At 64.0% G+C, this 23,500-nt stretch carries 23 protein-coding genes and 1 pseudogene; 8 read left to right on the top strand and 16 right to left on the bottom strand.

What is annotated here, in order from left to right:
- Positions 1–99: 99 nt before the first annotated feature.
- The 4 genes and pseudogenes from NKJ72_RS02270 to NKJ72_RS02255 form a co-directional block, all read right to left on the bottom strand.
- Complete coding sequence (locus NKJ72_RS02270; protein WP_352475647.1) at positions 100–276, bottom strand: hypothetical protein; 177 nt, start codon at positions 274–276, stop codon at positions 100–102.
- A gap of 34 nt (positions 277–310) precedes the next feature.
- Positions 311–871 carry an acyltransferase family protein gene (locus tag NKJ72_RS30950; RefSeq protein WP_502901821.1) on the bottom strand — a complete coding sequence of 187 codons (561 nt, stop codon included), beginning with the start codon at positions 869–871 and terminating at the stop codon, positions 311–313.
- 29 nt (positions 872–900) lie between these two features.
- Positions 901–1,056: pseudogene (locus NKJ72_RS30945) on the bottom strand (hypothetical protein); the annotation flags it as partial.
- A 305-nt stretch (positions 1,057–1,361) separates the two neighbouring features.
- Positions 1,362–2,087 (bottom strand): 3-keto-5-aminohexanoate cleavage protein, encoded by a 726-nt coding sequence (locus tag NKJ72_RS02255; protein WP_352475645.1) that lies wholly within the window; start codon positions 2,085–2,087, stop codon positions 1,362–1,364.
- A gap of 160 nt (positions 2,088–2,247) precedes the next feature.
- Here NKJ72_RS02255 and NKJ72_RS02250 point away from each other — a divergent pair, with 160 nt between their 5' ends.
- Positions 2,248–2,991, top strand: coding sequence for a 2OG-Fe(II) oxygenase (locus NKJ72_RS02250; protein ID WP_352475644.1), 744 nt, complete (start codon positions 2,248–2,250; stop codon positions 2,989–2,991).
- Between the two features lie 28 nt (positions 2,992–3,019).
- On the opposite strand, the gene NKJ72_RS02245 is transcribed toward NKJ72_RS02250, so the two are convergent.
- Positions 3,020–4,369: a sigma-54-dependent transcriptional regulator gene (locus NKJ72_RS02245; RefSeq protein ID WP_352475643.1), complete on the bottom strand. Its 1,350-nt coding sequence runs from the start codon at positions 4,367–4,369 to the stop codon at positions 3,020–3,022.
- Between the two features lie 6 nt (positions 4,370–4,375).
- Positions 4,376–6,235, bottom strand: a complete 1,860-nt coding sequence (locus NKJ72_RS02240; protein ID WP_352475642.1) for a sensor histidine kinase — start codon at positions 6,233–6,235, stop codon at positions 4,376–4,378.
- A gap of 236 nt (positions 6,236–6,471) precedes the next feature.
- On the opposite strand from NKJ72_RS02240, the gene NKJ72_RS02235 reads away from it, so the two are divergent.
- Positions 6,472–7,803 (top strand): dicarboxylate/amino acid:cation symporter, encoded by a 1,332-nt coding sequence (locus tag NKJ72_RS02235; protein WP_254819444.1) that lies wholly within the window; start codon positions 6,472–6,474, stop codon positions 7,801–7,803.
- Between the two features lie 466 nt (positions 7,804–8,269).
- The gene (locus tag NKJ72_RS02230; RefSeq protein ID WP_352475641.1) at positions 8,270–9,334 is read left to right on the top strand and encodes a glycosyltransferase family 2 protein; all 1,065 of its coding nucleotides are present in this window, start codon (positions 8,270–8,272) and stop codon (positions 9,332–9,334) included.
- Between the two features lie 6 nt (positions 9,335–9,340).
- Here the strand turns inward: NKJ72_RS02230 and NKJ72_RS02225 are convergent, their stop codons facing one another.
- From NKJ72_RS02225 to NKJ72_RS02200, 6 genes are all read right to left on the bottom strand, one after another.
- A complete protein-coding gene (locus NKJ72_RS02225; RefSeq protein ID WP_352475640.1) occupies positions 9,341–9,628 on the bottom strand; it encodes a DUF982 domain-containing protein in 288 nt (95 codons plus the stop codon).
- A 91-nt stretch (positions 9,629–9,719) separates the two neighbouring features.
- A complete protein-coding gene (locus NKJ72_RS02220; RefSeq protein ID WP_352475639.1) occupies positions 9,720–10,523 on the bottom strand; it encodes an ABC transporter permease in 804 nt (267 codons plus the stop codon).
- 4 nt (positions 10,524–10,527) lie between these two features.
- Positions 10,528–11,361 (bottom strand): ABC transporter permease, encoded by an 834-nt coding sequence (locus NKJ72_RS02215; RefSeq protein ID WP_254819440.1) that lies wholly within the window; start codon positions 11,359–11,361, stop codon positions 10,528–10,530.
- Between the two features lie 24 nt (positions 11,362–11,385).
- On the bottom strand, positions 11,386–12,501 hold the full coding sequence (locus NKJ72_RS02210; RefSeq protein WP_352475638.1) for an ABC transporter substrate-binding protein: 1,116 nt from the start codon (positions 12,499–12,501) through the stop codon (positions 11,386–11,388).
- 67 nt (positions 12,502–12,568) lie between these two features.
- On the bottom strand, positions 12,569–13,663 hold the full coding sequence (locus NKJ72_RS02205) for an ABC transporter ATP-binding protein (protein ID WP_254819438.1): 1,095 nt from the start codon (positions 13,661–13,663) through the stop codon (positions 12,569–12,571).
- A gap of 286 nt (positions 13,664–13,949) precedes the next feature.
- Positions 13,950–14,837: a LysR substrate-binding domain-containing protein gene (locus NKJ72_RS02200; RefSeq protein WP_254819437.1), complete on the bottom strand. Its 888-nt coding sequence runs from the start codon at positions 14,835–14,837 to the stop codon at positions 13,950–13,952.
- A 75-nt stretch (positions 14,838–14,912) separates the two neighbouring features.
- Here NKJ72_RS02200 and NKJ72_RS02195 point away from each other — a divergent pair, with 75 nt between their 5' ends.
- The gene (locus NKJ72_RS02195) at positions 14,913–16,505 is read left to right on the top strand and encodes a zinc-binding metallopeptidase family protein (RefSeq protein WP_502895559.1); all 1,593 of its coding nucleotides are present in this window, start codon (positions 14,913–14,915) and stop codon (positions 16,503–16,505) included.
- A gap of 33 nt (positions 16,506–16,538) precedes the next feature.
- Complete coding sequence (locus NKJ72_RS02190; RefSeq protein WP_352475635.1) at positions 16,539–17,471, top strand: dimethylarginine dimethylaminohydrolase family protein; 933 nt, start codon at positions 16,539–16,541, stop codon at positions 17,469–17,471.
- Positions 17,472–17,483: 12 nt separating this feature from the next.
- On the opposite strand, the gene NKJ72_RS02185 is transcribed toward NKJ72_RS02190, so the two are convergent.
- Positions 17,484–18,491 (bottom strand): ornithine cyclodeaminase family protein, encoded by a 1,008-nt coding sequence (locus NKJ72_RS02185; protein WP_352475634.1) that lies wholly within the window; start codon positions 18,489–18,491, stop codon positions 17,484–17,486.
- Between the two features lie 160 nt (positions 18,492–18,651).
- Here NKJ72_RS02185 and NKJ72_RS02180 point away from each other — a divergent pair, with 160 nt between their 5' ends.
- Positions 18,652–19,113, top strand: coding sequence for an Lrp/AsnC family transcriptional regulator (locus tag NKJ72_RS02180; protein WP_352475633.1), 462 nt, complete (start codon positions 18,652–18,654; stop codon positions 19,111–19,113).
- Between the two features lie 118 nt (positions 19,114–19,231).
- On the opposite strand, the gene NKJ72_RS02175 is transcribed toward NKJ72_RS02180, so the two are convergent.
- On the bottom strand, positions 19,232–19,615 hold the full coding sequence (locus tag NKJ72_RS02175; RefSeq protein ID WP_352475632.1) for a YybH family protein: 384 nt from the start codon (positions 19,613–19,615) through the stop codon (positions 19,232–19,234).
- Between the two features lie 158 nt (positions 19,616–19,773).
- The gene (locus NKJ72_RS02170) at positions 19,774–20,523 is read right to left on the bottom strand and encodes an SDR family NAD(P)-dependent oxidoreductase (RefSeq protein WP_352475631.1); all 750 of its coding nucleotides are present in this window, start codon (positions 20,521–20,523) and stop codon (positions 19,774–19,776) included.
- Between the two features lie 96 nt (positions 20,524–20,619).
- Here NKJ72_RS02170 and NKJ72_RS02165 point away from each other — a divergent pair, with 96 nt between their 5' ends.
- Positions 20,620–21,513: a LysR family transcriptional regulator gene (locus tag NKJ72_RS02165; RefSeq protein ID WP_352475630.1), complete on the top strand. Its 894-nt coding sequence runs from the start codon at positions 20,620–20,622 to the stop codon at positions 21,511–21,513.
- An 80-nt stretch (positions 21,514–21,593) separates the two neighbouring features.
- Here the strand turns inward: NKJ72_RS02165 and NKJ72_RS02160 are convergent, their stop codons facing one another.
- Positions 21,594–22,013, bottom strand: coding sequence for a VOC family protein (locus NKJ72_RS02160; protein ID WP_254819430.1), 420 nt, complete (start codon positions 22,011–22,013; stop codon positions 21,594–21,596).
- Positions 22,014–22,230: 217 nt separating this feature from the next.
- Between NKJ72_RS02160 and NKJ72_RS02155 the strand changes: the two genes are divergently transcribed.
- Positions 22,231–23,433, top strand: coding sequence for an MFS transporter (locus NKJ72_RS02155; RefSeq protein ID WP_254819429.1), 1,203 nt, complete (start codon positions 22,231–22,233; stop codon positions 23,431–23,433).
- The last annotated feature ends 67 nt before the right edge of the window (positions 23,434–23,500 follow it).

The raw sequence follows: 23,500 nt of genomic DNA, 5'->3' as shown, positions 1-23,500 counted from the left end.
ACTTTGAGCGCGTCGCGTTTGAACGGACCCTGGGACGCCCTTTAAGTCTTTGTTCTGTGCATGTCGTGTCGCAAAATCGTTGCGAGGCGCAGCCGCAACTTATTGTGCCTTCACCTGATAGGCGGAGAGGCTCATCCGCGAAATGGCCAAAAGCGGCTTTTCAATAAAACTATAGCTGGCCAGGGAGACGGCAATGCAGGCGGCGACAAGAACCATGCCTGCAAGCCATGGTGATACATTGGCGCTTGCAACGACAGGAGCGGTCGCAAGCAGCACGATAGGATGCGTCAGATAGAGAGAGTAGGAAGCGTCACCCCAACCTTGCCAGCACGCGAGGAGCAAAAAGCCGGAAGTAGCTTTCCAGGCTGATGCAAGCCGCGACAAGGATCAACGCGGGGAGTCCCTGAGCAAGGCTTCGCGGCAAGTTGAAGCCGAGTACCATCACCAGCATGGACATGATGGCGAACACGATTGCCGAGGCACCCAGGAAAGCAGGCAAACGCGCCAGCCTGCCGACCAGGTGGCCGAGCGCCATGCCCGCGAGGAACTCAAACAGGATTGGCGTGGTGTAGAAAAACAGCACAGTGTCGGCGGCGGGTTTGAAGATGATGCGCGCCGCTACGGCGATTGCAAAGACAACGCCGACCGCGGCCATTTGCGTCCACCTGCCAAAACCCATGGTCGCCGCGAACAGAATATAAAACAGGATTTCCAGATTGAGCGTCCAACCCACGCCAAGCACTGGTTGGACATAGCCTGTGACCGTATCGAGATAGGGTATGAAAAGCAGGCTATTGGTGATCTGCTCAAGAGACACTGCACGACCGGCAAACACCAAAGTGCAGCGACCATGAGGAAGGTCATAACCCAATAGAACGGAACGACGCGCGTGAACCGCTGCATCAAAAAAGCACGGTGGTCTGAGCGTCTGTTCTCCGTCGAGAGAACCATGACAAAACCACTGATGACGAAAAACAAGTCGACGCCACTGTTCAGAACGGGAATACGCAGGTCGAGCATGCCCAGTGCGCCCGGAAGATGATAGGTAACAACCATGAGGGCTGCCAGCCCCCGCAGGATCTGTATCGATGTATACTGTTGAATCCGGCGCGGCGTGGCGTGATCATTCTGCGGAATGATTTTCATAAAAATGGTCCCCGGTGCGGGAGAGCACTAACATACGGGGTCGTTGATGTGTTGATTAATTGCTGGTTTAATTAATATGCAAGGTTTTATATAAATTTTACTGACATTAGCGTGCTGCCACGCTTGAGTTCGCCGACTTAGACCTGCCTATTTGCCAAAACTTGCTATCTCCCCCCTGAAGAGGGGGATCGGCGGCCATCGACGCTTTCCCCGTGCTAACGACTGGTCTCGAAGATAGCGACGGCTGCCGCTGTCAGCGCAGCGTTACCGGGTGGTACTGTTCCATCAGGAAGCTCCTTGCCGTCTTCCAGTCCGACGCGCGTCGACCAACGGCGTTCCGCCGCCCGGTGCACGAAAGGCCAGACCGTGGCGTCGGCGCCGTGCAGCAGGATTGCCCGGCGCATTCCGGCGCCGTCGAGCACGGCGGCGATATCGTCGCTGATCTCAAGCGCAGCGTCCGGCTCCTGCTCGGAGATTTCGATCAGGATGCGCAGCACGCGGTTGCCATGGTCGAGGCTCACCAGGCGTTCGGCGTCGGCTACGGAGGCAAGCCCCGCCTCGATGCCAATGCCGCGCTGGCGCAGACGGCCCATGACTGCCGGTGCTGCATTCTCGCTGAGATTGACCGAGGCATAGTCGGGCAGCTCGCTCCAGCGGGCGATCGCGGCAAGCGTGCGCTCGTCGTCGCTCTCGATCCAGGCGCCGGTGGAGACGCCGATCAGCGTTCCCGGGCAGGCGCGGCGCAGCGCCAGCACGGTCGGGTCCATTGCGTCAGGGGCAAGGCTTTCGCGGCCATCGAGCCCGCGTGCATGGACATGCAACTCGACCGCACCCGCGGCCACGCAGGCCGTGCCGTCTCGCGCAATGGCTTCGGGATCAAGCGGCAGTCGGGGGTGGAAATCGGCGCTGCGCGCGCCATTGATGCAGGTCTGGACGATCATGAGGTGGTGGTCCCGTTGAGTGGAACAAGTTTAGCCCATGACCACGAAATCGGAAATTGAATGAAGTCCCATCCCGCGAACCTCACCCGGCAAGAAACGGGTGGTCCGCGCGCGCCGTTTCACCCATCTCAATGACAGAGAAGCCACAGGAGGCGAAGCCATGACCATCCATTCAATAGGCGCGAAAGCGGCGGTGAAATCGGCGGAGGTGCGCGTTGCCGGATATGATTGGCGGACGCTGGCCGATGAGCTGAGCGGCTATGGCTGCGCGGTGATGGAAAAGCTGCTGACGCCGCAGGAGTGCGGACAGATAGCCAGCCTCTATCCGGACGAGAGCCATTTCCGCAGCCATGTCCACATGGCGCGGCACGGCTTCGGCAAGGGCGAGTACCGCTATTTCCGCTATCCCTTGCCCGACTTGATCGGCGGCTTGCGCACAGCGCTTTATCCGCGCCTGGCCGCGGTCGCCAACGGCTGGAACGCGCGCATGGGTATCGCGCAGCGCTATCCCGACGAACACGCCGCGTTCCTCGAGCAATGCCACCAGCAGGGCCAGACGCGGCCGACGCCGCTCCTGCTGCAATATGTCCCCGGCGACTTCAACTGCCTGCACCAGGATCTCTACGGCGATCTGGCGTTCCCGTTGCAGGTGGCGATCCTGTTGTCGGAACCAGGCAAGGATTTCACCGGCGGCGAGTTCGTGCTGACCGAGCAGCGTCCGCGCATGCAGAGCCGCGTCGAGGTGGTGCCGCTGCGCCAGGGCGATGCGGTCGCCTTCGCGGTCCACAATCGTCCGGTCCAGGGCAGCAAGGGCAATTACCGCGTCAACCTCAGGCACGGCGTCAGCCGGCTACGCTCCGGCATGCGCCACACTGTCGGCATCATCTTCCACGACGCCAAGTAACCGAGCCGCCGGTCGAGGCCGGCGGCGATTACCGGGAAAAATCGCTGCGCACGATGCCGTGGCGCTGGAGCTTGTCGTAGAAGGTCTTGCGCGGAATCCCCAGCGCCTCGATCGTGCGCCTGACATCGCCGTCGTTGCGGCCAAGCGTCTCGCGAATGATGTCGGCCTCGTAGCGCTCCAGCCGCTCCGGCAGCTTCATGGCGGCGTTCGATTGGGTCGGGGCAGGGGCTTCGGCGCCTTCCTCCAATCCAAGCACGAACCGCTCGGCGAAATGCGCCAGTTCGCGCACATTGCCCGGCCAGTCATGGTCGCTCAGATGGCGATGCACCGTCGCCGGAACTGCCGGCACAGGGCGGTGGAAGCGGGCGGCGGCGCGCTCGGCGAAATAGAAGAACAGCAGGGCGACATCGTCGCGGCGCTCGCGCAGCGGCGGGATCGAGATCGTTACCACGTTGAGCCGGTAATAGAGATCCTCGCGGAAAGCGCCGCGCTGGCGCGGATCGCCGAGGTCGACCTTGGCGGCGGCGACGACGCGCAGATCTACTGGCCGCACCTCGTTGGTGCCGAGCGGCGTGACCTCGCGCATCTCCAGCACGCGCAGCATCTGCACCTGTGTCGAGACCGGCATGCTTTCGATCTCGTCGAGGAACAGCGTGCCGCCGCTGGCGTGCTCGATGCGGCCGATCCGCTTCTTCTGCGCGCCGGTGAAAGCGCCGGCCTCATGGCCGAACAACTCGCTCTCGATGACGGTCTCCGGCAGCGTGCCGCAATTCAGCGCGACGAAATTGCCCCTGGCGCGGCGGCTCCAGCGATGCAGAAGACTTGCCACCACCTCCTTGCCGGAGCCGGTCTCGCCGGTCACCAGCACGTCGACGTCGGTGTCGGCGATCTGGCGCAGCGTGCGGCGCAGCCTGTCCATCGCCGGCGTCTGGCCGATCAGCGGCAGGCTGTCCTGCGCCTCTCCGGCCGCCTCGCGCAAGGCCCGGTTCTCCATTACCAGGCGGCGCTTTTCCGCTGCGCGGCGCACGCTCTGTACCAGCCGGTCGGCGGCGAAGGGCTTGGTGATGAAGTCGTAGGCGCCGTCCTTGATCGCCTTGACGGCCATGGCGATGTCGCCATGGCCGGTGACGAGGATGACGGGAATGTCGGCATCCAGCCGCAGGATGCGATTGAAAAGCTGCAAGCCGTCGATCTGAGGCATACGGATATCGGACACCACGACGCCGGCAAAACCGGCGTCGAGCGTGGCCAGCGCCTCGGCCGCCACCGCAAAGGCCGAGACCGAGAAGCCGGCAAGCTCCAGCGTTTGCGCGGTGGCCTTGAGGAGATCGCGATCGTCGTCGATCAGGACCACCGGTGCGGAATTGTGGTTCGTCATGATGGCTTACGCTGCTGTCTGGAGATGAATGGCGAAGCGGGTGCCGCTGTCGCCGCTCGAAACCTCGATGCGTCCGCCATAGTCGGCGACGATGTCCTTGGAGATGACGAGGCCGAGGCCCAAGCCTTTTTCCTTGGAGGTGTTGAACGGCGTGAACAGCGATTTGAGGATCGCCGGCGGAATGCCGGGTCCGTTGTCGGATACGCTGATGGTCACGCCATCCGCGGTCTCTTCGACCGAAACCCGCACATGAGCGTCGTCGCGGCCGTCGAGCGCCTCCAGCGCGTTCTGGAAGAGATTGATCAGCACCTGTTCGAGCCGCACCCGATTGCCCATGACCTTGAGGCTCGGCAGCGGCAGGTCGACGACCAATGCGTCGAGCCGGCCGGCAAAGCGGCTTCTCAACAGCATGACGGCGCCCTCGATGACGCCGCGCAATTCGACAGGCTCGGCGGCGGTGCGGCCCTTGCGGGCAAATGCCTTCAACTCCTCGGTGATTGAGCCGATGCGTTCGGTAAGGGCTGCAATGGCGCCGAGGTTTTCCTCAGCCGGCCCGGTCTGCTTGCGGTCGAGGAAGGTGCGGGCGTTGTCGGCATAGGCACGGATGGTGGCGACCGGCTGGTTGATCTCGTGGGCGACGCCGGCGGCGACCTGGCCGAGAATGGCGAGGCGGTTGGCCTGGACCAGGTCCTGCTGCACCACCTGGAGCTTTGCCTCCGTGTTGCGGTGGCCGGTGATCTCGGCCTGCAACCGGTCGCGGGCTCGGCTCAGATCCTCGGTGCGTTCGACAACGCGGCGTTCGAGTTCGGTGCGCGCCGCCTGTTCGGCGGCAATCCGCATCTGCGCCGACTGCCGGCGCCACAACAGATACGCGGCCAGGCCGAGCAGCGGCACGACGACACCCAGTACCAGAAGCCGCATTTCGCGGACGGCAGCGGCGATCGGCGCCTCGGCCGGGACGAGATAGTCGAGCCGCCAGGGGGTCGAAGGAACCGGCGTCGAAAGGCTGAGATACTGCGCGTCGCTGCCGCCGGGCGTCACCGCGTGGACGATCGACACATCCGGGCTGAGCGCCTGCGCGTGCATGATCGGCAACGGCACAAGCGGCGCGTCGCCGAACTGTTGGCTGTCGCGAATTGCGGCTTGCTTGGGTGCGGCCAGCGGCGCGGTTGTCATGAAGCGCCAGGACGGCACGCTGGTGATCAGCACGACGCCGTTCTCGTCGCTGACATAGGCCGGGCGGTTGGCCTCGCGCCAGTCGGCTTCGAGCTGGTCGAACTCCATCTTGACGACGACGACGCCGAGCGGTGCGGCGGCATCGCCGACGCGCCGCGAAATGTAGAGGCCGGGACGCTTGCTGACATTGCCGAGCGCAAAATATTCGGCGGTTCCGGCCTGCATCGCGCCGGAGAAATAATCGCGAAAACGGTAGTCATTGCCGACGAAGCTGATCGGCTCGCGCCAGTTGCTGGAGGCGATCGCCAGTCCGTCGGCGCCGGTCACATAGAGTACTGACGCCTTGGTGCCGGAGACCAGCCCCTCGAGCTTGCGGTTCAGCACATCGATTGCCGCGGCGTTTTTCTGCGTCAGCGCATCACGCACTTGCTGGTCTGCGGATAAAAGCAGGGGCAGGGCGCGCGGGCTTTCGAGCACGGCGCGCAGCAGCGCGACCTTCAGATTGGCATCGGTACGCCCCTGCGCCGCCAGGGTCCCGATCTCGGCGGTGCGGCCGTAAAGGCCGGCGCCGTAGAGCGCTGCCGTGACGATCAAAAGCGCGACGGCCGCAAACAGCAGCCAGGCTCGGCGCGCCCGCCTGGCGAGTTGCTCGGGCGTCGAAGACAAGGCACCGGCGGGGCGTTGCAGCATCGCCCATTTGTGCATGAATTCGCACAAAACACAATTCGACCTATGCGGAGAGTCGCACTTGACCATGCGTCCGGCAGTGCGGCCGTTTGTGAATGCTCAACAAAATCAATGATGAATAACTCTTCTGCGTATCTGGCACGGCTGTTGCAAACACGAATTCAGCAGTCGCGAGGCTGCTGGTCAAAACAACTGCCCCGGGGAGTCGAGCTTTCGATCGGGGCCCCATGGAGGACGTCATGCAGACAGCAATCGCTGCCGCCGAGCCGCGCGGCAAACTTCCCTTATACCGGCATCTTTATGTGCAGGTGCTGGCGGCGATCGCCGCCGGCGTGCTGCTCGGCCATTTCTATCCCGAAACCGGCGAGGCGATGAAGCCGTTCGGCGACGCCTTCATCAAGCTGGTGAAGATGGTGATCGCGCCGGTGATCTTCCTGACCGTGGCGACCGGTATCGCCGGTGTTTCCGACCTGCAGAAGGTCGGCCGCGTCGCCGGCAAGGCGATGATCTATTTCCTGGTGTTCTCGACGCTGGCGCTGGTCGTCGGCCTGGTCGTCTCCAATGTCGTCCAGCCCGGCGCCGGCATGCACATCAATCCGGCCACGCTCGATACCGCCAAGGTGACGGCCTATGCCGAGAAGGCGCACGACACAACCATCGTCGGCTTCCTCATGAACATCATCCCCGACACCATCACCGGCGCCTTCGCGCAAGGCGACATTTTGCAGGTGCTGTTCTTCTCGGTGCTGTTCGGTGTCGCCCTGGCGCTGGTCGGCGATCGCGGCCGTCCGGTCGTCGATTTCCTGCAGGCGCTGACCACGCCGATCTTCCGCCTCGTCGCCATCCTGATGAAGGCCGCGCCGATCGGCGCGTTTGGCGCTATGGCCTTCACCATCGGCAAATACGGCATCGGCTCGATCGCCAACCTCGCCATGCTGATCGGCACGTTCTACCTGACTGCGTTGCTGTTCGTGCTGGTGGTGCTCGGCGCGGTTGCCCGCTACAACGGCTTCTCGATCCTGGCACTGATCCGCTACATCAAGGAGGAGCTGCTGCTGGTGCTCGGCACCTCGTCCTCGGAAGCGGCATTGCCGGGCCTCATGGCCAAGATGGAGCGCGCCGGCTGCAACCGCTCGGTGGTCGGCCTGGTCATCCCGACCGGCTATTCCTTCAATCTGGACGGCACCAACATCTATATGACGCTGGCCGCGCTGTTCATCGCGCAGGCGACCGACACGCCACTCACCTATGGCGACCAGATCCTGCTGCTTGCGGTCGCCATGCTGAGCTCCAAGGGTGCCGCCGGCATCACCGGCGCCGGCTTCATCACCCTGGCGGCGACGCTCTCAGTCGTCCCCACCGTGCCGGTCGCCGGCATGGCGCTGATCCTCGGCGTAGACCGCTTCATGTCGGAGTGCCGGGCGCTGACCAACTTCATCGGCAATGCGGTAGCGACGGTCGTGGTGGCACGCTGGGAAGGAGAACTCGACCAGACGAAGTTCGCCGCCGCTATGGCCGGCGACTTGCCGGAGGAAGTCGACCTGTCGCTGCCGGGTTTGCAGGCCGCCTGACTATTTAGGCCACATGACCATAAGCCCCGGAGGCGGTTCGCCGGCTCCGGGGCAAAAGCACTGACGGTCGCGGCATGCCGCCTGAAACGCAACCTGAAGTGGCCCTGTTTTCGACGCGGGGCTTGTTCCAGCCGCATTTGCAGGCCACTATCCGCCATGTCTTCAGGGCACCCGTCCGCTTCGCTCCCGACCTGATCGCGAGGCGAGACATTTCCGTCGGGCTTGGCTGCGACATCACCTTGGCCGAACGTCGGAGCTTTTGCTGCCGCCGACCCTGAAATGGCAGCAGCCTCGAAGGCAATGGCGGCCTCAGTACGAAGTCGCAAAGCGAAACGTGACCCGTCTCCTGTTGGAAGGCGCAAGCTTTTCCCAGGGAACTCGTTGCGCGCCAAGAGGGCGCTTGAAGAGGGGGCAGGCCCATGAGCGGGCCTTTGCCGAACCAAAGCAAGATGCGAGGTCAAACGCGATGCAGCCTGTCCCGAGAATTCCGGTATCCATCATCATCCCGAATTACAACTATGCGCGGTTCCTCAAACGCAGCATCGACAGCGCTCTCGAGCAGGACTACGCGGATGTCGAGGTCATCGTCGTCGACGATGCATCGCAGGACAATTCCACGACGATCATGGAATCGTATCACGACGAGATCCTCGCATGCCCGCGAGCGCAAAATGGTGGACACGCGGCGGCATTCAACACCGGCTTCGCTGCGAGCTCGGGCAAGATCGTCCTGTTCCTCGATGCCGACGATTATCTCTATCCGACCGCCGTCTCCACCATCGTCGACACCTGGGACGAGGCAACCGCTCAGGTCCAGTCCAGACTGCACATCGTCGACGAGGGGCAACGCATCAAGGATGTCTTTCCGCCGCCCGAACTGGCTTTCGACAGCGGCGACGTCATGCCGAAACTCCTGCACAAGGGCCGCTATCAGACCACCGTGACCAGCGGGCTCGCCTTTGACCGCGCAACACTCGAATCGATCATGCCGATACCGGAGCCGGAGTTCCGCCAGGGCGCCGACGGCTATCTGGCAACGCTGGCGCCGATGTATGGGCACGTCCAGTCCATCGACGAATGCCTCGGCGCCTATCGGATCCACGGCGCCAACCATTCGGTGTTCGGTGAAAAGCTCGCCGAGCGGGCACGCTGGCGGGTAACCCACGATTTCCGCCGCATGCAGGCGCTGTCCGACCAGGCCTCCGGGATCGGCCTGACCATCGTGCCGTCGGATGCCGTCCGCCACGATCCGGTCCATCTGGAAGAGCGGCTGGCATCGCTTTGCGCGGACCGAGACCGACACCCCGTGGCCGACGATTCCCGGCTGGCGCTCGGGGCGGCCGGCGCCGTCGCCAGCCTCGAAATGACCGCATCCCTGCGGCGGCGCGCGATCCTTGCCGCCTGGTTCCTGTCGGTCGGGGTGTTGCCGCGGAAAATGGCGACGGCGGTGCTGACGTGGAAGCTTGACGCGTCGTCCAGACCGGCATTTTTGAGCCGCCTGTCCAAGAGAATCCGCCAGGCGATGGGCTAGCGGCGATCACGGTCCCGCCTGCCTGGACCGGTCCTGCGGTTCGACGGCTCGCTCGACCAGGACGTGCGCCTCCCGCGCGGCCTCGATGAACGCGTCCCTGGCGGCTTCGGTCCAGCGATCGTCGCTCATGGCGCGGCGGCATGTGCGCAGTGCCAAGCCGTGTTTGGCGCTGCCGGCGTCACGCCAGTGGGCTTCCAGCAACTCGACAGCCTGACGTGCGTTGGAAATGTTGCGGATATCTCCCACGATGCCGACCGCAACCGCAACCGGCTTGGAAAACCATCCTTGGTTCATGGCGAAGCCTTCGACGTGTTGAACTACCTATAACGAAAATCGTAGCGCAAGGTTTCATTTGCGCCAGTCACCACGGCGTGAGGCGCGTCTACTACGCCGCGCGCAGCCTGACCACGACGCTGCGCGCCACAAGCACCAGCACGGTGATGACGATCAGGATCACCGAGAGCGCTGCGATCGCCGGGTCGATGTTGTCGCGCAGGCCCATCCACATTAGCCGCGGCAGCGTGATGGCGTTGACCGAGGTGATGAACAGGGTGACGCCGATCTCTTCCCAGGACAGCACGAAGGAGAGCAGTGCTGCGGTGACGATGCCGAACTTGATGTTGGGCATGATGATGCGGGTGGCGCGCTCCCACACGGTGGCGCCGAGGCCGCGGGCGGCGAGGTCGATGCGGCGGTCGAGCTGGCTGAGCGACACCAGGATCAGCACCGTGGCGAAGGGCACCGTCATCACCGCATGCGCCATGGCGACACCCAGCCAGGTGTCGTAGCCGAAGAACGAGCTGACGCCGGAGATCGAGGTCAGCAGGAAATAGAGCGTGATTGCCGAGACCACCGGCGGCACCACCATCGGCAGCAGCACGAAGCCGACGAGAGCGGCGGTGAAGCGCGGCTGGAACATCCAGACGCCGAGGCTGAAGCACAGTGCCAGCACCGTGGAAAAGGCGCTGCTGACTATGCCGATCCTGATCGAGAGCAGGATCGAATTGATCCAGCGCGGATCCTCGATCAGCGCCCGGTAATGACGCAGCGATAATTCGCCGGACGGCATCGCCAGCATGCGGCTCGGCGTCAGCGACACTGGGATGACGGCGAGCAGCGGCAGCAGCAGGAAGAGCGCGACCAGGGCGGCGAGGATCAGCGAGACGGGACCGGGGCGGTAGGTCGGCATCGCGCTACACCAATTGCTTCGGCCTGATATAGCGGAAAAGCAGCGCCATCAGCGCGCCGACGAACAGCACCAGCACCACGCTGATCGCCGCGCCCAGGCCCCAGTCCGGGCTCTGGAAGATGCGGAGATAGATCAGCTCGGCGATCATCACGCTGCGGCCGCCGCCGAGAATCGCCGGCGTGACGAAGAAGCCGAGCGAAAAGACGAAGACGATCAGCGCCGAGCCGATGATGCCGGAGCGGGTCATCGGCACGAACACCGACCAGAAGGTGCGCATGCGGCTGGAGCCGAGGCCGCGCGCCGCCAGCAGCACACGGTCGTCGAGGCTTCGCATCGAAGAGGCCAGTGGAAACACCGCGAAGGGGATGAGGAAATGCGTCATGCCGACGATAACGCCGAACTCATTGCGCACCAGAGCCAGCGGCTCCGAGATGAAGCCGACCGCCTGCAGCCAGGTGTTGATCAGGCCGCGATTGGACAAAAGCGCCACCCAGCCGAAGGCGCGCGTCAGCACTGAGATCCAGAACGGCACCAGGATGCAGAACTCGGCCACGACGCGCTGCACCGGCGTGCCGCGCACCCAGACAACGGTAATGGCGTAGGCGGCGGCAACCGAAACGATCGTCACGATCGCGGCGATACGCAGCGTGCGGATGAAGACCGACTGCACCAACTGATCCGTGAGCAGCGCATTGTACTGCCCCAGCCCCGGCGTGGGCAGCGTAAAACTCCATTTTACCACGCCGAGGAATGGCCAGGCGTAAGCCAGCACAAGGAAGAGGAGCAGCGGCGCCATCAACAGCGCCGCGCCTATCCTGTCGGAGAGGTGTGCTCTCATCTCGCCCCCGATCATCCCGGCTTGTCAGGCGGAGATGATCTTCGTGTATTCGTCGAGTGCCGCACCGTAGTTCTTGGCGTACCAATCCATGTCGAGCGGGATCTGCTTCTTCATGTTCTCGGGATCGACGGGGTTGATGCGCTTCTTGTCAGCGGGGATCAGCGCGTCGGCGGCCGGATTGGCCGGACCTTGGCCGAGCTTGTCGAACATGATGAGTTCCTTCTCCGGGTCCTGGGTGCTGGCGATGAACTTCATCGCCGCGTCCTTGCCGCCGGGATTGCCCTTGAGCACGGCGAGCGCGCCGGGCGAGATCAGGCCCTGGTCCCAGATGAACTTGATCTTGCCGCCGGAATCCTGCTCGATGAGCGAAGCCCGGGTCGACCAGACGATCGCCATCGAGGCCTCGCCATTGAGCAGCACGCTCTGGCTTTCGGCGCCGCCACCCCAATAGGCAACGACGTTCTCCTTGAAGGCCGCGATCTTGTCATGCGCGCGCTTGAGGTCGAGCGGATAGAGCGAGGCCGGAGCGATGCCGTCGGCAAGCAGTGCCGCTTCCCAGCTCGACACGCCCCATTTGTAGAGCGAGCGCTTGCCGGGGAATTTTGCCACGTCGAAGAAGTCGGCCATGCCGGTCGGTGCCTGACTGCCGTATTTCTCGGCATCGTAGGCGATGACATAGGAGAAGAAATAGGTCGAGGCCGCGTATTCCCAGCCGAATCCCGGCCGCATCTTCTTCTTGTCGACGATCGAATAATCGATCGGCTCGAGCATGCCTTGCGCGCCGAGCGTGATGGCCGAGAACGGATCGACGTCGACCAGGTCCCAGGTCGGCGCGCCGCTCTTGAACTGCGCCGCGATCGCGCCTTCGGTCGGGCCGGAGCCGTCCATCTTGACGGTGATGCCGGTCTCCTTGGTGAAGGCCTGGCCATAAGCCGCGTCATAGGCGGTGATGGCGTCGCCGCCCCAGTTGACCAGCACCAGTTCCTTCGCCGCGGCAAAGGCGCCGGTCGAGCGCAGCAGCATCGGCGTGCCGGCCAGCACCAGCCCTGCCAGCTGCGTGAACTGCCGGCGCGAGATCTCCCCGCGCACTGCCCTGGCGGACAGCGCCTCGATGGAATTTTTCTTGGTTTGATTTGTCATGTCAGTTCCCCTTTTTTGTTGTTGGTATTTCCTGAAAGTCAGCTTGGCGAATTCGCCACGCCGATCGTCATTGTCCTCCGTCCGGAAGGAGAAAGCCTTTCTCCGCCGGCCAAGTCAGCCACACGGAATTGCCCTTGCTGAGCGCGGAAGCGGCAACCTCGTTCGGCACCGAGACCGTCACCTTGGCGCCTTGGCGCGTCGTCAGATCGAGCCGCGTCGCAGCGCCGAGATAGGTCGAGGCGACGGCAGTCGCGGCAATACCGTTCTCGCCCGCTGCTGCCTCGCGTGCGATCGACATGTATTCGGGCCGGATCGCCAGGATGGCGTCGCCACGGACCTTCTCGGCCTTGCAGCGCATGCTGATCGCGCGGTCTTCGCAAAGGCCGGTCGAGCCATTGTCGGCCGGGCGCACGCCCTTCAGCGGCAGCATGTTGATCTCACCCAGGAACTCGGCGACGAAGCGGTTGTCGGGCCGGTCGTAGACCTCGTCGGGCGCGCCGACCTGCAGCAATTTGCCATGGTTGAAAATGGCGACCCGAGACGACAACGCCAACGCCTCGCTCTGGTCATGGGTAACGAAGACGAAGGTGGTGCCGGTCTCCTGGTGCAGCCGCTTCATCTCGGCCTGCATCTGGCCGCGCAGGCCCTTGTCGAGTGCCGAAAACGGCTCGTCAAGCAAAAGCACGCCCGGCTCGAAGACCAGTGCGCGCGCCAGCGCCACCCGCTGCTGCTGCCCGCCGGACAATTGCGACGGCAGTTTCTTTTCGTGGCCCTTGAGCCCGACGCGCTCGATCATTTCGCCGACGCGGCGCTTGATCTCGGCCGCCGATTTCTTTCGCACCTTGAGCGGGAAGGCGATATTGGCCTCGACGCTCATATGCGGGAACAGTGCGTAGCCTTGGAAAACCATGCCGGCGGCGCGCTGCTCGGCCGGCCGCTCGGTGATATCGACGCCGTCGCTGTAAAGGCGACCGTCGGTCGGCTGAATGAAGCCGGCAAGGATCATCAGGAAGGTGGTCTTGCCGGAACCGGAGGGGCCGAGCAAGGTAAGGAACTCGCCACGGCCGATATCGAGCGTCAGATCGTCCAGCGCACGGAACGAGCCGAAGCTCTTGCCGATCCCGATTGCCTTGATCTCTGCGGCCCGGCCGGGTTGCTGCATCCTGCCCTTTCCTTAGCGTAGGCGAAATCGTAGGCAGGGCGGCGGCTTACCGCAACCGAATAGTTTTCGCCTGATCGGCAAATTTGATTCATCTATGCGCCAATCTCCCCTCGAGGAGATGTCGCCGAAGGCGACAGAGGGGGTCCGTCTCGCGTGAAGCGCCAACTTCCTCTTTCTTCGAAAGTCAGACCGGGCCGACTCTTACTTCGAAAATCAGACCGGGCCGAGCCCAGCCAAGCGACCCCCTCTGGCCGCTTCGCGGCCATCTCCCCCTCAAGGGGGGAGATTAACGCTGGTTCTCCGACAGCTTCGACCTCAGCCACCGCCCAAACGCCTCCAGCACCGGATGCGCCGCCTTGGCATGTTCCGAGACCAGAAAATATGAGCGCGGGGAATTGATCGCTATGTCGAAGGGGCGCACCAGCCGGCCTTCGCTCAGTGCCCGGCCGCTGGTCAGTTCGTCGCCCATGGCGATGCCCTGGCCGGCGATCGCCGCCGAAAAGACCAGGTTCATGTCGGAAAAGAAGATGCCGCCTTCCGGGTCGGGGTTCTCGACCTTGGACAGCGCCAGCCAACGCGCCCAGTCCTCGGTGTCACCGAGATGCAGGAGATTGGCGCGCAGCACGTCTGCCGGCTTGGAGAAGCCGCCGATCTTGTTGAGCAGCGTCGGGCTGCACAGCGGCGTGAACGAGATTTCGCACAACAGCTCGACCGCGCGGTTCGGCCAGTTGCCGACGCCAAAGGCGATGAAGGCGTCGGCCTCGGCATTGCTGACGTCATCGAGGCGGCGCGGCGTCAGGATGCGGAGCGCGACATCGGGATACATCTGCCGGAATTCGCCAATGTGAGTGCACAGGAAAAGCGAGGCGAAGCCGGGGGTGCAACTGACGCTGAACGAACCGCCGACGCCGGTGCCGGCATGGCGCGTCACCGCGTCACCCAACACCGTCAGCGCCTTGCGCACGTCGCTGGCATAGCGCTGGCCGCGCGGCGTGAGCGCCACGCCCTTGCCGATGCGTTCGAGCAGATCGAAGCCGAGATCGCGTTCGAGCAGGCGCAATTGATGGCTCACCGCACTGCGGGTCAGATGCAGTTCGTCGGCGGCGCGCCAGACGCTGCCGTGGCGGGCAAAACTGTCGAGGGCGCGCAGCGCCTGCGTCGAGGGAATTCTCAAGAGGTGAACCGAATTTGCATGAGCCGGTAAAACATATCACTTTTTGGCGGGGCGCTTCACTGCTTTCTTTCCGCCATGGAGAAACCGATGACCTCGGCACAAGCGACCGCGCTTGCCTGTCTGGACGACATCCAGCCTTCCCTGTCGGCGTGGACGCGGACCATCTTCGACTTCGGCGAGACCGCCTGGCGCGAATACCAGTCGGCCGCCTGGTATGTAGAGCAGTTGAAGCACGAAGGCTTTTCGGTCGAGGAAGGCTCCGGCGGCATGCCAACGGCCTTCTGCGCCCATTGGATCAACGGGACCGGCCCGACGATCGGCATGTATGCCGAATACGACGCGGTGCCGGGCAATTGCCAGGATGCGGCGACGGTGAAGCGACCGCGTTCGGGCCTCGGCGAACAGGCGGGCGGCCACACCGATCCACATTCCGGCCTCGGCATTGCCAGCCTCGGCGGGCTGCTGGCGACCAAGGCTGCGATGCAGCGCCACGGCATATCAGGCACGCTGCGCTTCACCGGCGAGCCGGCGGAGAAGGTGCGCGGGTCAAAGCCGATCCATGCCGCGAAGGGCTATTACGATGGGCTGGCGGGCATGATCTCCTTCCATCCTTTTTACATGCTGCCGCTCTGCAACACGGCGCGCTGGGACACGCATTGCGGTGCGGCCTATGCGATGATCCACCGCTTCATCTGTGACGAGCCGGAACATTGGGCGAGGGCGGCAGGCACCGCAGCACCCATCCCGCAGGCGCATTCGGCGGTCAGGGCGCCCGGCGCCAACGACGCGCTCATGATGATGTACATGGCGTCCAAGGCGCTGCGCGATTCCATGCTGCCGCATCAGGGCGGCTGGTCGATCAGCGAGGCGATCCTGACGGCGGGCCAGGCGACCGCCGACAATCTGCCGGCCGGGCTGGCCGAGATCCAGTACATGATCCGCGCGCCGACGCTTGCTATGGCCGAGCAGGTCACCGCCATGCTCGACCGCAATGCTGAAGCCGCAGCCAGGATGAGCGGCTGCCGCCATGAGCGGCACTGGGTGTCGAAGTCGCGGCCGGGGCTGGCCAATCACGTCATGGCCGGCATTGCCTTCAACGCGCTGGCGGCGGTCGGGCCGCCGCGCTGGGGCGAGACGGCCAAGGCGATCGCCCGCGAGATCCAGGTCAATGCCGGCGGCGAGGCGAGCGACGAACCGTTCATCGCCGAGCTGGAGCGGCTGATTGCGCCGCAGGATGCAGAGGCGCTGCTGCGTCGCGACCTGCCGCCATCGCAGCTCAATTCGACTTCCGACGACTATACGGATATGTCGTGGCATGCGCCGACGGCGCGGTTCTATGTCGCCCGCCCGGCCCTGCGCTCGGAGAATGGTCACGCCTATCCGGGCTGGGCGATGAATGCGCTGGGCGGCATTTCTGCCACCATCGACCCGATGGTCATCTGCGCCGCAAAGACCATTGCGCTCGCGGCACTTCGCTTGTTGGAAGACGAGGCTGCGCGCGACGCGGCGATGGACGAATTCGTCGCCCGAACCGGCGGTGGCATCGGCGGCTCGAACTGGATCGCCCCACTCTGCGACTACGATCCGCCGATCGGATTTCGCTGGCCGGAATACATCACCACCCCGCGCGGACGGGATTGGTGGATACCAAGCAACCAAGCCGCATGATCAACCAGCCGCCCCCATCACGAGGAGAGACCCATGACCGTCCATGACCGCATCGTCGCCGAGCCGTTTTCGCTGCAGCGCCGCAACCCGGCGGGCGGCACCAAGCCGTTGACCGCCTGGGGTTTCGCCAACGAGACCGACGTGCTGACCGACGTGCTGCTCGGCTCGCCGAATTTCCTGCGCCATCTCTCGACCAGCTCGCTGTCGCGAAAACATCTGCGCGAGGCGCCTTGCAACCTCCAGATCGCGCAGGCACAGCACAAGGACCTGGTCGCCGCCTATGAGCATTTCGGCGTCAACATCCACTGGCACGAGCCGACGCCGGAGCTGCCGATGCAGGTCTATTCGCGCGATTCGAGCGTCATGACGCCGTACGGCGCCATTATCACCGCGATGGCCCAGTGGTGGCGGCGCGGCGAGAACTACGCAGCGATCCGCACCTATGAGAAGCTCGGCATCCCGATCTACGACATGGTCACCGCCGGCACCTTCGAAGGCGGCGACTTCAATGTCATCGAGGATGGCGTGGTGCTGATCGGCTGCGGCGGCGCCCGCACGCAGGAGGAGGGCGCCCGTCAGGTGCAGGCCTGGTTCGACAAGGAGGGCTGGGAGACACGCATCGCCTTCATCGACGAATATTACGTCCATATCGACCTGATGGTGGTGCCGATCGCTGAGAAACTGACCGCCGTCTGCCTTGCCTGTACGGAGCCCGGCATCGTCGACTGGCTGAAGGGCAAGGGCCACGAGATCATCGACGTGCCGTTCCAGGACACGATGGCGCTCGGCTGCAACTTCATGTCGCTGGGCAAGGACAGGGTGATCGCGCCGACTGCGAGCCAGACGCTGATCGGCCAGCTCAAAGCGCGCGGCTTCGAGGTGGCGGCCATCGACATGAGCGAAATCTCGAAGACCGGCGGCGGCATCCACTGCATGGCACAGGCATTGAAGCGCGAGCCTGCGTGAGGCGGCACGCGCCTACAGCACGACGAGCTTTCCCTTGCGCAGACGCCGGGCGCAGCGATAGGCGAGGTTGGCGGCGACCATGTCTTCCATCGCAATGCCCATCGCCTTGTAGGTGGTGATCTGCTGATCCGAAACGCGGCCCGGCGCGCGGTCGAGCAGCATGGCGCCAAGCTCGGTGCCGAAATCCGGGTCGAAGCCGGCAAGCTCGCAGGAACCGACCGGGGTCGGTTTGAATGCATCCTTGGTTTCGACAAAAAGACTGGATTTGGCGATGAGCTCGATCGGCATTTCACCGCGGGGCGGCGCCACCCCGACCGACGAGACATGCGTGCCCGGCTGGACCCAGCCTGCGTCGATCACCGGCTGATAGGAGTGGGTCGCCAGGCACACCACGTCGGAACTGCGCACTGCCGCCTCGAGGTCGGCGACCGCCACCACCGACGGGTGCAGCCGGGCAAGCGCTGCCGCATCGTCGAAGCTCTTCGAAGCGACGCGGATTTCGGTAAAGTCCCGCACCAGCGGCAACAAATGCAGATGCTGGTTGGCCTGCACGCCGGCGCCGACCACTATCGCTATCCTGGCATCCCGGCGGGCAAGCGCGCGCACCGACAGCACGGCGGAGCCGGAGGTTCGCACCGCGGTTATGAAGGTGCCGTCCATGATGCAGACCGGCAGGCCGGACAGCGGATCGAACAGGCTGATGGTGGCGAGGTGGCTGGGCAGGTTCTTGGCCAAGTTGCCTTCGAAGACATTGACGATCTTGACGGTCAGGTTCATGCCTTCCATCCAGGCCGGCATGGCGAGGCTGTAGCCGGCTGCGGGGATGTCGAGCTGTGGCCGGGGTGGATTGACGACCTTACCTTGTGACAGCGCCTTGAAGCCGTCTTCCAGACCATCGAGAAGCTGGCTGAGGTCGATGCACGCCATCACGTCGGCTTCGCTCAGCACCAGGATCTCGGTCGCTCCCTTGCTGATTTCCGCCGCACTCTTGCCGGCTGGACTGAACGCTTCCTTGGTCATCCCGCACTCCCTTTGTTCGTCGAAATCGGCTCACCACGTTTGCTTCGCGTGGGTGAGGGAAGTGCAAGCTATTGCGAGGTTTCATGTAATGAAATACGTTGATTTTGGCATCTCTGCGTGAAATCAACACATAAATCCCTGAGATAGAGTGGATTGTGAAATGGACGACCTCGACCAGATAGACCGCAGCTTGCTCCGGCTGCTGCAGGAGGACGGGCGCCGGACGACGCTTGATCTGGCCGGGCGTATCGGGCTGTCGCCGACCGGAACCAGCCAGCGGGTGAAGCGCCTGTTCCGCGACGGGTTCATCACCGCGGTCAGAGCCGTACTCGATCCGCGCAAGGTCGGCCGGGGAACGCTGGTGTTCATCGAGGTCCGGCTTGACCACACGGCGCCGCATGTCTTTGACCGTTTTGCCGAAGCCGTGGCGAAAGCCCCGGAGGTTCTGGAGTGCCATATGGTGATTGGCGGCTTCGACTATCTGGTCAAGGCACGGATCGCCGATATGGCGGTGTTCCAGGATTTCCTGCAGCGGATCATCCTGCCGCTGCCGGGTGTGCGCGAAACGCACACTTTCGCTTCCATCGCCGATGTCAAGCCGAACGCCCTCTTGCCCGTGTGATCAGGTAGAGGAGGAACACTGTTCAGGGCCGCTTGCATCGCATCCTCGCCATCTTATCGGTCCCCCTTGGCCGCTCTCCCTTTGCCCGCCTTCCGGTGCACGATGCCGGAGACCGGCGCTAGCCTTGCGCAGTCAGCAGGTTCGCGTCGCGCGCGAGCCGCCACTCACCGTCTGGCTCCTTACGCAGGAGCGTCAGTGCATATCCCGATCGATGGACCGGCTCGCCATTCGGCGGGGTCGCCGTCATGTCGATGCGGCTGCGGATGAAGGCCCAATTGCCGAGAAGCTGTAATTCCACGATATCGCTGGTGCCGTCGATATGAACGCCGGCCGTCTCCCGCGCGGCTGCCGCGAAGATCTCCTTATCGAAGGGTTCCCGGCCGGGAACCATGAAGATCGCGTCGTCCGTCATCAAGCTGAGGACGGTCGCGATGTCCCCACGCTTGCTCGCATCCATCCACGTCCCGACCAGCTTTCGGATTGCTTTTTCGTCGCCCGTCATACGTTACCTCCCTGGCATCTCGCGGTCATCGATAGTGCACGGCGCTCCGCCTCGCCGAAACATAGGGCTTGGATTACTGTCGTCACCGATTGCGGTGTTCCTCGATGTCGCGCGGCGTGGGGCATGGTCCATGAAACGGCGTGGTCCGCGCTCGATGCCTACCGCCAGCCCCCCGAGGCGGTAATGCGTTCGCCGGTCAGCCAGGACGCCTCGTCAGAGGCGAGGAACACCGCGACGCGAGCGACGTCGTCGGGCCGACCGAAACGGCCGAGCGGGGTCATGGCGACGATCTGTTTTTCGAAGTCGCTGCCGACGATGCCGATACGCTCGAGGCCTTCGGTGTCGACGCCGCCGGGCGCAATGGCGTTGACGCGGATATTGCGGGCGCCGAGTTCCCGCGACATCGACAGCGTTATCGTGTCCACCGCGCCCTTGGTGGCGGCATAGACGAGCGAGTTCGGCTGCGGATTGCGGCTGGCGACCGAGCTTATGTTGATGATGCTGCCGCCGCTCGGGCCAAAATGGCTCACTGCTGCTTGCGTGGTCAGAATGATGCCTAGCACATTGGTGTCGAACTCACGGTGGAACTCGGCCTCCGTCACCGCTTCCAGCGGCTCGAATGCGAAGACACCGGCATTGTTGACCAATATGTCGAGCCCGCCGAACTCCGACTTCGCCGCCTCGAACAGGCGGCGCACGTCGGCCGATTGCGATACGTCGCCCTGGACGGCGACGGCGCGGCCGCCACGGTCCTCGATCTCCGCGACGACACGGTCGGCGCCTTCCCGTGACGAGGCGTAGTTGACGACCACCGCGGCACCGGCCGTGGCAAGGCCCTTGGCAATGGCGGCGCCGATACCCTTGGACGCGCCGGTGACGATGGCGACCTTGCCGTTCAGCTTGCTCATCAATCTCTCCTTTGTCGACGATGAGCGGTATTTAATGATGATCAAAAAGCGTATTAGGATCATCGTGATCCATTCTTTCGTGCCTGGAATTCCGGAATGACCACCATCCTCGAAAAGACCGCCGGTCTCGTCGCCTTCGTCCGAACCGTCGATGCCGGCTCATTCCATGCCGCCAGCCGGCTGGTCGGCTCGAGCCCATCGGCGGTGTCGAAAAGCGTGGCACGGCTCGAGCGGCGGCTCGGGGTCAGGCTGATCCAGCGCTCGACGCGTCGGCTCGGGCTCACCAGCGAAGGCCTCGCCTACTACGAGCGGGTGGCGCCGCTGCTCAGGGCCCTGGACGATGCCGAAGACATCGTTCAGGTGGCCGATACGGCGCGCGGCCTGCTGCGCGTTACAGCGCCGGTCGAGCTCGGGCGCGGCCTCATCGCGACATGGGCGCAGGCGTTCCTTGCGCAGCATGGCGAAGTGAAGGTCGAGCTCAGCGTCACCGACCGTCACGCCGATCTGATCCGCGAAGGCTATGACGTTGCCGTGCGCATGGGGGCGCTGTCGGACACTGGGCTGGTTGCCCGCAAGATCGCCAATCTGCCGATCGTGCTGGTGGCCTCGCCGGCGTATGTCGAGCGGCGCGGCCGTCCGGCATCGGTCGAGGATCTGGCGAACCATGACTTCATCCGCTACCAGATGGCCGGCCGGCCCTATCCGGTCACCTTTGCCGACAGTACGATGATCGTCCCGGATGGGCGGCTCGATACCGATGATGGCGGCGCCATCCGCAATGCAGCACTTGCCAGTGCGGGAATAGCGCATCTGATGCGGTTTGCGGTGCAGGGCGATCTCGACGCGGGCCGCTTGGTCCGCATCCTGCCCGAGGTGGCGATGCCGACCATGCCGGTGCACATCGTCCATGCCTACGGGCGGCAGCTACCGGTCCGGGCGCGGCTGTTCGTAGACTTTCTGGTGGGCCAAATGGCGGCGCTGACGCGATAGGGCAGACGCGGTCTGACGCAAGCACCCAGGTTTGGCAGAGACCAACCGTGCCGGCCGGTGCGAACCACCTTTACCGGAAGCTAGAAGGTGATCTTCACTGAATCGGCGCTGCGTTTGGCCGGGCCGTGGTGGACGGCCTCGATATTGTTGCCGTCGGGATCGAGCAGGAAGGCGGCGTAATAGCCGGGATGGTAGGATCGCTCGCCCGGCGCACCATTGTCGGTGCCGCCGGCCTCAAGCCCGGCCTTGTAGAAGGCTTCGACCATCGCACGGTCCTTTGCCTGGAAGGCAAGGTGATGGCGCCCGGTCAGCTTTCCCAGGGCCGCCGGGCTGTCGGGGCTGGAAATGAACAGTTCGTCGGCCCAGAAATAATCATCGCCGGCGCCACCGATCGGTATGTCGAGCACGTTGAGAACAGCCTCGTAGAAGCGGCGGCTGGCCTTGAGATCCCTGACCACCAGGTGGAGGTGGTCGATGAGACGGCCGCGATGAAGTTCCATACCCGATAGCTCCTGATGGCCAGGCTGGAAATCTAGCTCGGGACGATGCACGGTCAATGCATTGGAGCAGTTGAGCGGCGCAATTTTCTGACTGGATAAAAAATGCAACCGGATTGTCGGATTCAAAACATCTCCAACGTCCTTCGGACGCAAGCGGCTCGGCGAAGCTCGAAAAGGTCGTGCCGTATCAACGCTTCCGGCATGGGAGAAAATTGAAATGAGCCTTCCCTATCGTTGGGTTATCGTCGCGGCTGGCGCGCTGATGACCTGTGTCGCTCTCGGGGCGATGTTCTCGCTGGCGATCTTCCTCGAACCGATGGCGCTCGACACACAATGGTCGCGCGCCGGCATATCGAGCGCGATGACGCTGAACTTCCTGGTAATGGGCCTCGGCGGCTTCGCCTGGGGCGCCATTTACGACCGCTTCGGCGCCCGCATCGTCGTCATGACCGGCGCCGTGCTGCTCGGCCTGGCGCTGGTGCTGGCCAGCCGCACCGGTTCGCTGCTCGTTTTCCAGTTGGCCTACGGCGTGCTCGTCGGCCTCGCGGCAAGCGCCTTCTTCGCGCCGATGATCGCGCTGACCTCCGCCTGGTTCGACACGAACCGCAGCCTCGCCGTCTCGCTGGTCTCGGCCGGCATGGGCGTGGCGCCAATGACCATCTCGCCCTTCGCGCGCTGGCTGATTTCGGCCTACGACTGGCGCACCGCGATGTTCGACATCGGCATAACCGCGTGGGTGCTGCTTCTGCCGGCCGCGTTTCTGGTGCGCCAGCCGCCCAAGCCCGCGGCCGAAGGCGCTGCCCCAAGCGTTGCCGCCGAGGGTGCCGGCATGACGGTTCCGCAGGCGCTGCGCTCGCCGCAATTCATCGTGTTGGGACTGACCTTCTTTGCCTGCTGCGCGGCCCATTCCGGGCCGATCTTCCACATGGTGAGCTATGCGATGCTGTGCGGCATCGCGCCGATGGCAGCGGTCAGCATCTACAGCATCGAGGGCCTGGCAGGGCTGGGTGGCCGGCTGCTTTACGGCGTGCTTGCCGATCGGCTGGGCGTCAAGCCGGTGCTGATCACCGGGCTGGCTATACAGGCCGTGGTCATCGCAGCCTATCTTGCGGTCAGCGAGCTTGGTCAATTCTACACGCTGGCCGTCATCTTCGGCGCGACCTATGGCGGCGTCATGCCGCTCTATGCGGTGCTGGCGCGCGAATATTTCGGCCAGCGCATCCTCGGCACGGTATTCGGTGCCGTAACCATGCTGTCCAGCCTCGGCATGGCTTTCGGCCCGCTCGCCGGCGGCATGGTGTTCGATGCCTATGCCAGCTATTCCTGGCTGTTCATCGGCTCGGCCCTTGTCGGGCTTGGCGCGATGGCGATTGCGATCGCCTTCCCGCCGCTGCCGCGCAGGGAGTTGCAACCGGCTTAAAGCAGGATCGACGAAAGGGCGGCCGCTTGGACGGCAAGCGGCCGCGATGCTGGCAGTGGTTGTTCGG

It is taken from the genome of Mesorhizobium sp. M0045 (assembly GCF_040323385.1).
In the GTDB taxonomy this organism is placed as follows: domain Bacteria; phylum Pseudomonadota; class Alphaproteobacteria; order Rhizobiales; family Rhizobiaceae; genus Mesorhizobium.
Note: the sequence above shows the minus strand (reverse complement) of the source record. Positions and strands in the feature narration are given on the sequence as shown.